The 13968-nt window shown below is 50.9% G+C and carries 9 protein-coding genes; 6 read left to right on the top strand and 3 right to left on the bottom strand.

Annotation, left to right across the window (positions count from 1 at the left end; genetic code table 11):
- Positions 1-65: 65 nt before the first annotated feature.
- Positions 66-2060, bottom strand: coding sequence for a glucosamine-6-phosphate deaminase (locus HQ48_RS00400; RefSeq protein WP_044231184.1), 1995 nt, complete (start codon positions 2058-2060; stop codon positions 66-68).
- A gap of 788 nt (positions 2061-2848) precedes the next feature.
- Between HQ48_RS00400 and HQ48_RS00395 the strand changes: the two genes are divergently transcribed.
- The 3 genes from HQ48_RS00395 (at position 2849) to deoC (ending at position 5629) form a co-directional block, all read left to right on the top strand.
- Positions 2849-4228, top strand: coding sequence for a tryptophanase (locus HQ48_RS00395; protein WP_044231183.1), 1380 nt, complete (start codon positions 2849-2851; stop codon positions 4226-4228).
- A gap of 179 nt (positions 4229-4407) precedes the next feature.
- Positions 4408-4776, top strand: coding sequence for a nucleotide pyrophosphohydrolase (locus HQ48_RS00390; RefSeq protein ID WP_044190123.1), 369 nt, complete (start codon positions 4408-4410; stop codon positions 4774-4776).
- The gene (gene deoC, locus HQ48_RS00385; RefSeq protein ID WP_044231182.1) at positions 4757-5629 is read left to right on the top strand and encodes a deoxyribose-phosphate aldolase; all 873 of its coding nucleotides are present in this window, start codon (positions 4757-4759) and stop codon (positions 5627-5629) included. Before HQ48_RS00390 ends, deoC begins: the two co-directional genes overlap by 20 nt.
- A gap of 95 nt (positions 5630-5724) precedes the next feature.
- On the opposite strand, the gene HQ48_RS00380 is transcribed toward deoC, so the two are convergent.
- Positions 5725-6621: a hypothetical protein gene (locus tag HQ48_RS00380; RefSeq protein ID WP_152568274.1), complete on the bottom strand. Its 897-nt coding sequence runs from the start codon at positions 6619-6621 to the stop codon at positions 5725-5727.
- Between the two features lie 51 nt (positions 6622-6672).
- Positions 6673-9282 carry a S9 family peptidase gene (locus HQ48_RS00375; RefSeq protein ID WP_052408889.1) on the bottom strand — a complete coding sequence of 870 codons (2610 nt, stop codon included), beginning with the start codon at positions 9280-9282 and terminating at the stop codon, positions 6673-6675.
- Between the two features lie 750 nt (positions 9283-10032).
- Here HQ48_RS00375 and argS point away from each other — a divergent pair.
- From argS to mnmA, 3 genes are all read left to right on the top strand, one after another.
- Entirely contained in the window at positions 10033-11829 is a 1797-nt protein-coding gene (argS, locus tag HQ48_RS00370; protein ID WP_044231180.1) for an arginine--tRNA ligase, read from the top strand.
- Between the two features lie 98 nt (positions 11830-11927).
- Positions 11928-12689 (top strand): Fic family protein, encoded by a 762-nt coding sequence (locus tag HQ48_RS00365; RefSeq protein ID WP_369794291.1) that lies wholly within the window; start codon positions 11928-11930, stop codon positions 12687-12689.
- 27 nt (positions 12690-12716) lie between these two features.
- A complete protein-coding gene (mnmA, locus tag HQ48_RS00360; protein ID WP_081969663.1) occupies positions 12717-13901 on the top strand; it encodes a tRNA 2-thiouridine(34) synthase MnmA in 1185 nt (394 codons plus the stop codon).
- Positions 13902-13968 lie beyond the last annotated feature (67 nt).

Below are 13968 nucleotides of genomic sequence, written 5' to 3'. Positions count from 1 at the left end.
CTAGGGGGCTATGCCGAATGTGATATTCGACACAGCCCCCTAGACTTTATGGTAGGTCAAGATAGCTAGTCTACCGTATGATACTGTACGAAGGCCTCAATAGCCTCGTACGAAGCCAGACCGAGGCTTGCGTAGAGCTGAGCCAGACCACGGTTGCGGTCTTCCGATCTCTGCCAGAATAGGCGCTCGTCGTCGCCAAGGAATGGCGCAGACTCCATTTGGCTCTGATGCTTGAGGATACTATTGCGCTTGAAGCGTAGCTCCTCTGGGCTCATTGGCACAGCCATCTCGATGTGCTCGATCTCCCACTCTGCCCAAGCACCACGGTACATCCATACACGGCAGTCCTCGGCGTACCACTTCTCGTGCTTGAATAGGTCGATAGCCCCTAGGATTGCATCTAGACACACCTTGTGTGTGCCGTGTGGGTCGGCAAGGTCGCCAGCAACGAAGATCTCGTGAGGCTTGATGCTCTCGATGAAGTTCTTGACGATCGTGATGTCTGCCTCGCTGAGGTCATTCTTCTTAACCAAACCAGTTTCGTAGAATGGTAGGTCGAGGAAGTGGATATGGTCGTCATCTAGACCTACGAAGCGGCTACCTGTGCGAGCCTCCTCACGGCGGATATTACCCTTCATGAAGCGTACGTCCAGACGCTCAGGCTCACCCTCCTTCTTGTGGTTCATCAAGAAGTCACGGATCTCCTCTGCCTTCTGTAGTACGGGGTCATCTTCGCGGCCGTAGTGCTTGCACACATTGCGCAGGAAGCTCACATAGCGGATTACCTCCTCGTCGCCCACGGCAATGTTGCCAGAGGTCTGATAGGCTACATGTACGTCGTGTCCCTGCTCCACGAGGCGACGATATGTTCCTCCCATGGAGATCACATCATCGTCGGGGTGTGGGCTGAAGACGATCACACGCTTGGGGTATGGGTTGGCTCGCTCTGGGCGATTGGTATCGTCGGCATTGGGCTTACCTCCGGGCCAGCCCGTGATGGTGTGCTGAATGTCGTTGAAAACTTTGATGTTTACGTTGTACGCCGATCCATACTTGGCTACCAGCTCGCCTAGACCGTGGTCGGTGTAGTGCTTGTTGGTGAGCTTGAGGATAGGTAGACCTGTGATCTCGCAGAGCCATACGATAGCACGGCGAATGAGCTTCTTGTTCCACACGCAGCTCGTTACCAGCCAAGGGTGGTTGATGCGTGTCAGGAGGGAGGCCGAGCCAAGGTCTAGGTACACACGAGCGTTGTGGTGCTGCTGTAGGATAGAGGCAGGTACAAGGTCGTTTTGTGGCTGCTCGATAGCTTGGGCAATCTGCTTGGCTTTGCTATCGCCCCAAGCCACTAGAGCGATGCGACGAGCCTTGAGGATAGAGGCGAGCCCTAGGCTAATGGCACTCTGTGGTACCTCGTCTAGGTGGTTGAACATACTCTTGGCAGCCTCTTTGCGAGCAACTGGATCTAGCACCACGAGGCGTGTGTAGGTGTTGGCGTTGGTGCCGGGGGCGTTGAAGCCGATGCTTGAGGTCGTGCTGATGCCAAGAATGATCATATCCAACCCGCCAAGCTCGTCAATGCGTGCTTCGAAGCCAGCACACTCGGCGCTAATCTGCTCTACTGGTAGAGCTACATTGGGCGCTAGGATATGCTCGGCCTTGATGTTTACGTGGTTGAGAAACTCCTCACGCACCTTAGCCAAACAGCCCTGAGCCGCATTAGCACCAAGTGGGTAGTACTCATAGCCGAGCACTGCTACTACGTTGTCGAAGCTAAGGCCTTCGTTTTTGTGCAGGTCAATTAGCTTCTGATAAACAATCACAGGAGATTCGCCTCCCGATAGTCCGAGTATGTATTGTTTACCCTCAGCAGCCTTGGCACGAATACCTTCTGCCACCTCACGCGCTAGTAGGGTAGCGGCTTCCTTATCGTTTTCTCCGATGAAAGTTGGGATCTTCTCGTAACGTGTTAGGACGGCCTCTTCTAGAGCATTGGCCGGGCGATAATACTGCTCGGGGATCTCTGTAAGTTTGATAAGCGAACTAAGATTTGTTCTCATTGCATTTTATCTATTTAGTTGAGCTACCACAAAGGTACAGATATTTCATCAAATAACTTACTAATAAAAAAGAGTTTGTTAGAATTTATATCTGTAAAAACAATCACCCTCATGACTAAACAGTTTCGAGGGTAGAGGCCGGTGGACAATCCCTCATGCGACACAGCCCGAGGCGTTGCTACAAGATTATTATCAATCGCCTTTTCGGTTTGCTAGTTCTGCCTTGTAGCAACGCTGCACGCAGCATTGAAAACCCGAAGATTCGAGAAATCTACTTTTCGAGTTTTTGGTTAAAGTGTGTAAACAAATTACGCTGAAATTTAGGCGGACGGTAGGGAGGTTTTGGGAGATCAAGGCGACGATATAGGGAAATTAAAGGGAAGACTTTTTCGGATTAGTGGGCTAATTCTCGCCAATGTGCCCACTAATCCGAGAAGATTGATGGGTAGAAATCCTCAAAAGGGCGACACGAAGGCATAAAATCAACTATAAACATATTTTATTTGTTTGTATATTAGGCGTTTGCAAATATGTCGTTCTAGGTGGTTATTTCCATTGGACTGGAGAGGAGTGCCAAAACGAAGTCGGACACAATCTAGAGCCTCCTAGGGGCCAAATACGCGGTCTGCCGTTTTTCTCCCTAGTCTAAAGCGTTTCTCTCATCAACATTCTGAAATTTGAGCTAAAATATAAATCTCGCCCGAGGAGGTTGGTGTTTGTTTTTTCGTAACTTTAGCCAGAATTCAATTCACTAAAAAATGTCTTAATTATTAACCAAGAGAATTGTTATGAAGTTACCTTATGCCGAGCCGTACAGGATCAAGATGGTAGAGCCTATACGGGTATCAACACGAGAAGATCGCGAGCAGTGGATTCGTGATGCCAAGTACAACCTTTTCAAGCTCAGAAGCGACCAAGTATTCATTGACCTGCTGACCGACTCGGGTACTGGAGCCATGAGCGACAGACAATGGTCGGCGATGATGCTAGGGGACGAGAGCTACGCAGGAGCATCGAGTTACTTCAACATGAAGAGTGCTATCAAGGATATCCTAGGCTTCGACTACTTCCTGCCCACACATCAGGGGCGTGCCGCCGAGAATGTGCTCTTCTCTACTATTGTCAAGAAGGGCGATATCCTCCCCGGCAACTCTCACTTCGACACGACCAAAGGACATATAGAGTTCCGACAAGCATACGCACCAGACTGCACGATTGATGCTGCAGCCGACACACAGATCGAGCTACCATTCAAGGGCGAGATGGATCTGAATAAGCTCGAGAAGATCCTCAAGGAAACACCCAAGGAGCAGATCCCATGCGTGGTGCTCACTGTGACCAACAATACCGCAGGGGGGCAGCCCGTATCTATGAAAAATATCCGTGAGACCTCGGAGCTGTGCCGCAAATATGGCATTATGTTGCTACTCGACTCGGCACGCTTCGCCGAGAATGCCTATTTCATCAAGACTAGGGAGGCAGGCTACGCCGACAAGAGCATTAAGGAGATCGTGCGAGAGATGTTTTCGTATGCCGACGTCATGACGATGTCGAGCAAGAAGGACGCTATCGTCAATATGGGGGGCTTCGTTGCTTTCAAGAGCGAGGAGCTGTGGCGTCGCTGTCAGATGTTCTGCATCATGAACGAGGGCTACATCACATACGGTGGTATGAGCGGACGAGATATGAATGCTCTGGCACAAGGTCTGGACGAGGGTACCGAGTTCGATACGCTCGATGCACGTATTCGTCAGGTTGCTTATCTTGGAGCTAAGCTCGACGAGTATGGCATTCCCTACCAGCGTCCAGCAGGTGGCCATGCCATCTTTGTAGACGCCAAGCAGGTGCTTACCCATGTGCCCAAGGAGCAGTTCATCGCTCAGACCCTAGGCGTTGAGCTATATCTGGAGGCTGGTATCCGTGGTGTGGAGATTGGTTCCATTCTGGCTGATCGAGATCCCGATACACGAGAGAATCGCTATCCAAGACTCGAGCTACTTCGCCTTGCGATCCCTCGCCGCACCTATACGAACAACCATATGGACGTCGTAGCTGCGGCCTTCGCCAATGTCAAGGAGCGAGCCGATCACATCACCAAGGGCTTCCATATCATACACGAGCTACCAGTGATGCGTCACTTCACCGTAGAGCTGGAGCGTGTAAAGTAATTTCGCACAGCCACATTGGACTAAATAGAGAAGCCGTGCCACGGATCCACTTGAGTGGGCTCTGTGGCACGGTAATTTATTCGCTAGGTGGTCAAGAGGCAGGCTTCAGTGAGCATATTCTCCTGCACTCCCGTTATTCTTTACTACCTTTGGCAAACATTTTAGCGGTATTTCTCTTCATGACGACGGAACACAGACACAAGGCAGAGCTCAGCCTCAGAGAGGCTCAAATGCAAGTAGATGGCTGGATCAAGACCTACGGCGTACGCTACTTCGGCGAGCTAACTAATATGGCGATACTTACCGAAGAGGTCGGCGAGCTGGCTCGAGTGATGGCACGCAAATACGGCGATCAGAGCTTCAAGGCAGGCGAGAGCCATGATCTAGGCGACGAGATGGCCGATGTGCTGTGGGTGTTGCTCTGTCTGGCCAACCAGACGGGTGTAGACCTAACTGAGGCTTTCGCACGCAATCTGGAGAAGAAAACGAGCCGAGACAAGACTAGACATATCAATAATCCTAAACTAAATGGAACAGACAATAAGTAAGTACGAAGAGGCTTTCGCCTCGTTTGCCCCAGCCCTCATGGGCGAGGCGCTACAGAGTGCCATAGCCAAGATCCTCGATGCCGAGTTTGAAGCCAATAATACGGTAGAGGTTAAGAAATTTCTTCACGGCACGATCGACCTCACGACCCTGATGGGCGCAGATACGGAGACCAAGGTTGCCAAATTCACAGAGCAGGTCAATGACTATGATGGGCTAGACGACAGTATCCCCAACGTAGCAGCCATCTGCGTGTACCCCAACTTCGTGAGCACAGTGCGTGAAACCCTTACTGCACCAAACGTACGTGTAGCTTGTGTTAGTGGTGCATTCCCAGCCTCGCAGAGCTTCATCGAGGTTAAAATTGCCGAGACCGCTCTCGCCGTGGCTGCTGGAGCAGATGAAATAGACATCGTGCTCAACCTCGGCAAGTTCCTAGAGGGCGACTACGAAGAGGCAAGCAGCGAAATCGAAGAGCAGAAAGCGGCTTGTAGAGATGCGCACCTCAAAGTAATCCTTGAAACGGGTGCACTCGCCGAGCCAGAGGCCATTCGTCGTGCCTCTATCCTCTCGCTCTATGCAGGGGCAGACTTCCTCAAGACCTCTACTGGTAAGGAATATCCCGGTGCTAGCCTAGAGGCTGCCTACATCATGTGTACGGTGCTCAAGGAGTACCACACGAAGTATGGCCACAAGCGAGGCATCAAGTTCAGCGGTGGCATCAAGACTGCCGAAGATGCGGTGAAGTACTACACGCTCGTCAAGCATATCCTCGGCGAGGAATGGCTCACGCCAGAGCTGCTACGCATCGGAGCAAGTAGCCTAGTGGCGAATCTGCACAAGGAAATTCTATAAGGCGAGTGGACCTCGTCCTACAAATTAGCCCCGCTGGAGAACATCTCTTAGGAGATCGCTCCAGCGGGGCTAACTGTTTCTAGGCTGTCGGCAGCCTATTTCTTCTTGTAGGTAATCGTACGCTTGGTGACGAGCGTGCCAGTGAGTTCGCCCTTGCCGTCATAGCTCTTGACCGTTTTGCGTGTCCAGTTACTCTCTCGGTCTAGCTCGTACTCCATCATTTGTTTGCTCTCGACCGAGCCGTTTAGCAAGGTTTCTGAGCTCGTCACGAGGCCCTCTCTATTGTACTTAAACTTCGTAACCTTCTTGACGCTACTCTTGTTGGCGTAGGTGGTCTGCTCGGTCTGTACAATATTTCCTAGATCGTCGTATTGGTAGTCGTTTCTCTGCGAAGGTTGTCCGTCAAGATATGTGTATATCCAAGCAATGCGTCCCTTCTTGTCTTGGGCGCAGTAGGGCTGATCCTTGGGGCTCTCGACGCCATCTCGTACGATACGTATGCTTACCTCTCGCTTGGCGTAGTCGTACATATAGCGCACTTCTTGCTCTACCTTCTCCCCCTGAATGCGTCGCTCAAGTACCATATTGCCCGCCTTGTCGTAGAAGTAATTGACTGTATATGGCCTAGAGGGCTTGTGCTCTACATAGACTGCAGAGATCACAGGACGCCCCAGCTTGGGGTGTGTGATGTATGTGTAGCGCTTAGCGTCTGAACCATGCTCGCTGTGTGTGATTGCTTCTACTAAGTAGGGAGGTTGGAAGATGCGTTCAACCCTGCTGAACATGACGCCCTCGATCTCGCTAGTCATCTGAGTGACGGAGCCAACGAGCTCGAAGTCGTGCACCAGATATTCGCCAAGAAGCGGGATTCGCCCCTTGAAGAAGGGTTCTTTCAGTTCGTCAATCTTGGGTGGCTTAGGTACGTCCTTCGACTTTTTGTCACACGAAGCTAGCACCAAGAGTGCAGCGATAAGCAAACAAATTCGTTTCATAAGTCTAGTATTTGATGAATGTTTATACCCTCAGGTTCTACTCTGACAGGGCTATACGCCCGTCTTGGGGAAGAGGTCGTCCCACCATGTAGGGTTGTCTTGTAGGTACTTGGCGAAGAATGCCATGATCGCCGAAGACCATTCGTACCGCTTCTGCGGATCCAAGATGTGATGATCCTCCCCATATACACCAACGAATTCGACAGGCCTTCCTAGTATGCGCAACGCATTAAACATTTGCCAGCTCTCTCCTGCGGGGACATTAGTATCCGACAGACCGTGAATGAGCAATAGTGGGGTGTGGATTTTGTCCGCCAGATAGAGTGGACTCTGCTCGGTGTATAGCTTAGGGTTATTCCACGGATAGCTATCCTTGCTGGCAATCGTGCTGTACCCCACGCCCCAGAAGCCTTCGCCCCAGTAGGACGCAATGGCAGAGATCCCTGCATGGCTGACTGCTGCTGCGAAAATATCCGTCTGAGTCTGTAGGTACTGCGTCATAAAGCCACCATAGCTCGCCCCCATACAGCCGATTTTCTTGTCATTGACGAAGGCGTGTGCCTTGCAGAAGTCTTTGACCGCTCCGATGATTTCGTCAGCCGTACGCTTACCCCATGCGTTGATGTGGCGTGCAGCGAACTCCTGTCCGTAGCCAGTCGCCCCACTGGGGTTGAGGCTATAGACAACGTAGCCAAGCGAGGCGTACATGGATAGAGAATAAGCCCCCTCGAAGCCGCGATGTACCGGTGAGGTGCCGCCATAGTAGTAGACCAGCATCGGGTACTTCTTGCTGGGGTCAAAGCCATGAGGTAGATAATATCGTCCCTCGATGCGTGTGCCGTCTGGTGCAGTCCAATCCCAATCCTTGACCGTGCCCGCCTCTAGATGCTGCATCTTCTCGGCTGCGAAGTCGTAGACCAGTTGCTCCCGACCCCGCTTGGTATCTATGGCATAGAACCGATCGGAGCTAAGTGCGCTCTGCCCGACATAGACCAGCTCCTGACCTCGGCGAGAAACAGCAAAAAACTTGACAACCTCCTCCCTCTGGCTGAGTCTGTTGGTGCGTCCCGTCGCCAGATCAATCTGATAGATCGCCCGCTCGTCGCCTACCTCTGCTAGGCAATACGCCTCGAAGCGATCTCGTGGTACCTGCACAGAGGCGATCGTGCGATCCAGAGATTTGGTAAGTGCTCGGGCGGACTTATTGGCTCTATCGTAGAGGAATAGCTGTTCGTCAAAGACATTCACTGCACTGCCTTTGGGCACAACCGCACCGATATAGTCGAAGCTAGCAGCGGACCCTTTGACGACCAAATGCTGATTGTCCGAGGTGTAGCGTACGCTAGATATGTCTATCGAATTGGTAAATAGGGTATCGACCGCCATTGTACCTAGATTGAGCTCGTAGAAGTCCGACTTCCTAAACGGACTTTTGGCGGGCGTAGGGGTATGCACGGAGAATATGAGCTTGCTATCGTCCGAAGCCATATCTTGTAGCATTGTCCCTCGAGAGCCGAAAGTAAGGCGTCGATAAGTTTCTGTCTTTAGATCAAAAACGGCCAAGAAGCTCCTGTCCCTAAAACCCTTGATCCGCTCATCTGCCGAAGCGAAGCGGTCGAGGGTCTTTTTGTACTCTGGTCCTTTGTCTTCGGGGAAGAAGACGAGAGCTGTTTCATTGGGCGACACGATGTAGCGCCCCTCTGGGATCTGCCGGCAGATGAGCTCACGCATCATCGTCGTAGGGTCGAGATAGTATAGGCTACGTCCATAAGCCGAGGCTTCGTCGAAGTAGAGCCTATCTTGTTTCGGTAACCACTGCGCTCGAGCCGCCACGCCCGATAGCTCCCCGAGGCGCTTAGTGCCTCTGTATAGGTACGCACGGTGATGGCTTGGCTTACCTGCCACCGGCTCGGTCAGGTAGAGGATACTGTATTGACCCGAGGGGGAGATACGTACCCCCGAGAGGGTTGAGCCATAGATCATATAGCTGAGATCGGGGTATCTCGTAGGCTCGGTTAGCAGGCGAATATCTGCGTCTGCTCTATCGGGTGTAAAGCCTGCCCTTAGGCTAATGGTCTTGGAGGCCTTTTCCTCATTGAGCGGCTGTACTTTGAGCAGAAGCGTATGCATCTCGGGCGCAAGGGTAATGGGTAGCCGAGTAGATGCTGTACTATCGGCCAAGGCTTTCCCCTGACCAGAACCTATCTTCTTGCCATTGTGGTAGAGCTCCCACGGCGCATCGCACTCGATGCTGACTTTTCCCTTGGCATAGCTGCCAGAGAGCAAGTAGAAGCCATAGAGATGAGCTTGTAGCTCCTGCTTCGAGGCAAAAGGGGTGGTGGTCGTCGTGAAGACGCCTTGGTCATCGGCCTCAATTGTTCGATAGATATTGCTCTCGGGGCTAAGACTGATGAGGCTAGAGGCTGATGTACCTAAGTCGAATGGCCGTGCGTGTACATCGAGGCTATCCGATAGGATTGGCGCACCGATGGAGATTGGCCCTCGGTAACGTAGCTGTGTGGCAGGGAGCTTGGGGCGCTCTACCTCCTGCGTGGCCTTAGTCGATTGATGACTGGGAATGCTGTCTGTCTGTGCTACTGACCCGAAAGTCGCCAGTAGCGTAAAAGCAGCGAATAGCGATAGCGTATAACGTGTATGCATAGAGTTGATGATGATTGTTCGTTATCCTCACAAATTTAGCCAAATAAACGTGAGCTCTCGCTCTTGATAGTTTTTGTTACGTGTCACAGAGCCTCAGCCCGCTAGTGGCTCAGATTTGGCGATTTCTTGCAGACGTTTGTCGCTTTTTTAGTTAAGGACTGTTAAAGGTTTATTGAAGAGTTTGTTGGAATGGGGAGGTCGTTTGTTAAGGGCGTTTGGTCAGTTGAGAGTAATTGATGGGAAGATTTATTCGGATTGGTGGGCTAATCTGTTGAGGCATGTCCATCAATCGGCAAGGATTGATGGGGCGAAAATCTCAAAACTGTGCTACGAACGTATGGAGTTGCTTTGGATTTGATTTTATATGTTTGTTTAGTAGTGGTTTATGCCGTAAGTCTTTTGGGTGGTTGTTTTTGCTCGGCTAGGGGCTAAGTACTAAAACAAGTTCGGACGCCGTGTAGAGCCTCCTAGAGGCCAAATACGCAGTCTGCCACTTTTGGGGTTACTATCCGTAGCCTATTGGGCTTATGCTCCAATACTTCTCCAAACATATAAATTCTACTGCTTGATTTGTATATATTTGTTAATTCATAGGCATCACATACTTTAGCCCCAAAGAGTAGATGCAGTACTGTACCATGAAAAGCCGTCAATCAGGGAGAGGGGCATACCCCTGCTACTAAGATCTGGGAAATTTAGGATTGAGGCGTTTTTATTAACTTTGTAGCTTAAAATCAATTCAAAAACTCTATGTCGATTATCACTAAACTCAATACAGCGATTGCTCGTGCCGTAGAGGCTCTTTATGAGCAAACCCCAGCCGAGGCTCAGATTCAGTTACAGAAGTGTAAGAAAGAGTTTGAGGGGCATCTCACGCTCGTGGCTTTCCCTCTGCTCAAGATCAGCCGTAAGTCCCCTGAAGTTACGGCTCAGGAGATTGGCGACTATCTGCTGGCGCACGAGCCTACTGTTGCTGCGGTGCAGGTCATCAAAGGTTTTCTCAACTTGACGATTGCCTCATCGGCTTGGCTGGAGCTCTTCGATGAGATTGCCTCGACACCCAACTATGGGCATCGTGTGGCAAGCGATGAAGATCCGCTAGTGATGATCGAGTACTCATCTCCCAATACCAATAAGCCCCTGCACCTAGGTCATGTGCGCAACAACCTGCTGGGCTATAGCCTTGCAGAGATTCTCAAGGCCAATGGTCAAAGGGTGGTCAAGACCAATATCGTCAATGATAGAGGCATTCACATCTGCAAGTCGATGCTTGCATGGATCAAGTGGGGTGAGGGAGCTACGCCCGAGAGCCGTGGCGTCAAGGGCGATCATCTCATAGGCGACTTCTATGTGCTTTTCGACAAGCATTACAAAGCCGAGGTCAGCGGACTCATGGCCATGGGTAAGACTAAGGAGGAGGCCGAGGCCGCCTCTACTCTAATGGCTGAGGCTCGTGACCTGCTGCGCAAGTGGGAGGAGGGCGATGAGGCAACTGTAGCCCTATGGAAGCGTATGAACCAGTGGGTGTATGCCGGCTTCGACGAAACCTACAAGCGTATGGGGGTAGATTTTGATAAGATTTACTACGAGTCCGACACTTACCTTGTAGGGCGCGACGAAGTACTTCGTGGGCTAGAGGCTGGTATCTTCACTCGTGACGAGGACGGCTCTGTGTGGGCAGACCTTACCGCCGAGGGGCTCGACCGCAAGATCCTATTACGCTCGGACGGCACATCTGTCTATATGACGCAGGATATTGGTACAGCTAAGCTACGCTTCGTGGATTATCCAATCAATAAGATGGTCTATGTGGTAGGTAACGAGCAGAATTACCATTTCCAAGTCCTATCAATCGTGCTTGACAAACTCGGCTTTGAGTTTGGTAAGGGGCTGGTACACTTCAGCTATGGCATGGTAGAGCTACCCGAGGGTAAGATGAAGAGCCGTGAGGGAACGGTGGTCGATGCCGACGATTTGATGGCAGAGATGATTAGCACTGCACACGAGATCGCCCAAGAGCAAGGCAAGGCCAAGGATATGGACGAGGCGGAGGCTCTAGAGGTCGCTCGCCGTGTAGGCTTGGGTTCGCTCAAGTACTTTATCCTCAAGGTAGACCCACGCAAGAATATGACCTTCAACCCCAAGGAGTCGATCGACTTCAATGGCAATACTGGTTCGTTCATTCAGTACACCTACGCACGTATTCAGTCGCTGCTGCGCCGTGCAGCCGAGGCCAGTATGAACATTCCCGAGCGTTTCTCGACGCTGGGCCTAGCTATTGCGCCCAAGGAAGAGGAGCTTATTGCTCGTCTAGCCGAGTATGCCGAGGTTGTAGCCGAGGCTGGCCGTAGCTACAGCCCTGCCGTCGTGGCGAACTATACCTACGAGTTGGTGAAGGAGTACAATCAGTTTTACCACGAATTCTCGGTACTCAAGGAGGAGGACGAAGTGGTGCGTGGCTTCCGCTTAGCTCTAAGCCGTGAGGTCGCCTCGACAATCCAGAGAGGCATGAGCCTACTCGGCATCGAGATGCCCGAGCGGATGTAGCAAGAAGGTAGGAATTGATTAGTTTAGATGTGCATACACTTCTTGGTAGATTTGTATGCATATTTCATCTTTGTTAAGTTAGTAAAGCTATGAATACTATCCCCTCTGTCATCACGGCCGAGCAGATGCGTAAAGCCGACTTTATTCTCTCGAGCCCCTATGCCAAGCTATCAAGTCTATCAAGGTCGGAGCTCAAAGACCTTGCTGTGGTATGGTGCTACTATTCGGGTAAGATCGAGGGGAATACTTATACGTTTGTAGAAACAGAGGCTCTCATCAAAGATGGTATTACCTCAGAGAAACGCTATGAGGACGCCAAGATGCTCAAGAACCTCTACAATATATTTGTTTCGGAAGTAGGTTATATTACTCAAACGGCTCCAGAGCTCATTGACGATAAGCTACTCCTACGTGTACATGGCCGTATTGCAGAGGGACTTATATCTGATGAAGACCTTGGACAAGTCCGAGATAGAGCCGTGGCTATATCTGGTACTAGTTATAGGCCTCCTAAGCATCGTCGTGAGCTTATGATGCACCTATCGGAGATACTCTACGTGCAAGATTTACTCTCTCACCCTCTAGAACAAGCTATTTATTTGCACTGTAATATTGCTAGGCTCCGGCCTTTTATTGATGGAAATAAACGAACGGCATGTCTTATTGAGGCTATCTGTCTAATGAATCATGGCTTGATCCCAGTGTATTCGGCCAAGGATGCCGACATACTGGCCTATAGGCGAGGGCTTATTGCCTTCTACGAGAGTGGTGACTACGGACTTTATACCGATTACTTCCTTGACAGGCAGATCGAACGTATCAATGAGATTGCAGATGAGAATGAGCGCTATGTACAATAAAACAAACACGATTGGACGCTAGATTGTATGGATATAGATAGGCTAGTAGCTCCGTTGAGGGAGCGGATCGAACGCTCGGGGGTAAAGGATCCTCGTGTGGCGGCACTCGTGTCGGGTGGCGTGGATAGTAGTGTCGTCGTACATCTGCTATGCAAGGCTGGTATTCGGCCTACACTTTTCTATATCCAGATCGGCATGGATCGAGATGGGTTTGAGGATTGCTCTTGGGAAGATGATATTGCCATGGTACAGATGCTCGCTCGTCAGTACAATTTGCCCCTAGAGATTGTTCCTCTGCACGACGAATACTGGGCTAATGTGGTGCAGTACACGATCGACACGGTGCAGCGCGGCCTTACGCCCAACCCTGATATGATGTGCAATAAGCTCATCAAGTTCGGGTGCTTTGAGGAGAAATGGGGCAAGGACTTCGACTTCATTGCGACGGGGCACTATGCTACTACGACCTACGTTGGCGATCGCCTCTACTTATCGACAGCTCCAGACCCTGTCAAAGATCAGACGGACTTCCTTGCTCAGATTAACTTCCCTCAGATTAGCAAGTTGCTTTTCCCTACTGGACATCTGACTAAAGCGGAGGTTCGAGCAATCGCCGAGGAGGCTAAGCTCCCCAGTGCACACCGCAAGGATAGCCAAGGCATCTGCTTCCTTGGTAAGGTAAACTATAACGAGTTTATTGAGCGTGCACTTGGTACGAAGCCCGGGCGTATCATTGAGCGAGAAACGGGCAAGATGCTCGGCTGGCACAATGGTTATTGGTTTCACACGATCGGTCAGCGTAAAGGGCTTGGGTTAAGCGGAGGACCTTGGTTCGTAGTTAAGAAAGACATCAAGCGCAACATTATCCTTGTGAGCCGAGGTTATGATCCAGCCGATCAGTACGGCCAGCATATCCAGACGCAGGAGATGAATTTCATCAGTTTGGACCCATGGAGCTACGAGGCTTCACTCGTAGCAGGCCAAGAGGTTGTCGTCCCAGAGAGTAGTAGAGAGCCGTTAGAAGTGTGTTTCAAGATCCGTCATACTCCGGAGTTTGCTCACGGTACGTTGCACTACGATGCAGGCATGGGGCTATATCGCCTTGATAGCCATGAGCGGATTCAAGGGATTGCTCCGGGGCAGTATGCTGTCATCTACGATACGGCTCATCGGATTTGTTTTGGTAGCGGTATGATTGATAAGGGCTGGTAAATTTACCTTTCTTGCAAAAAACAACAAGGGCGTAACAACTTCAAACAGTGCTACGCCCTTGCTGCGT

Origin of the sequence: Porphyromonas sp. COT-290 OH3588 (genome assembly GCF_000769075.1) — a bacterium.
In the GTDB taxonomy this organism is placed as follows: domain Bacteria; phylum Bacteroidota; class Bacteroidia; order Bacteroidales; family Porphyromonadaceae; genus Porphyromonas.
The sequence above is the reverse complement of the archived record's forward strand: the minus strand, read 5'-3'. Positions and strand labels throughout refer to the sequence as shown.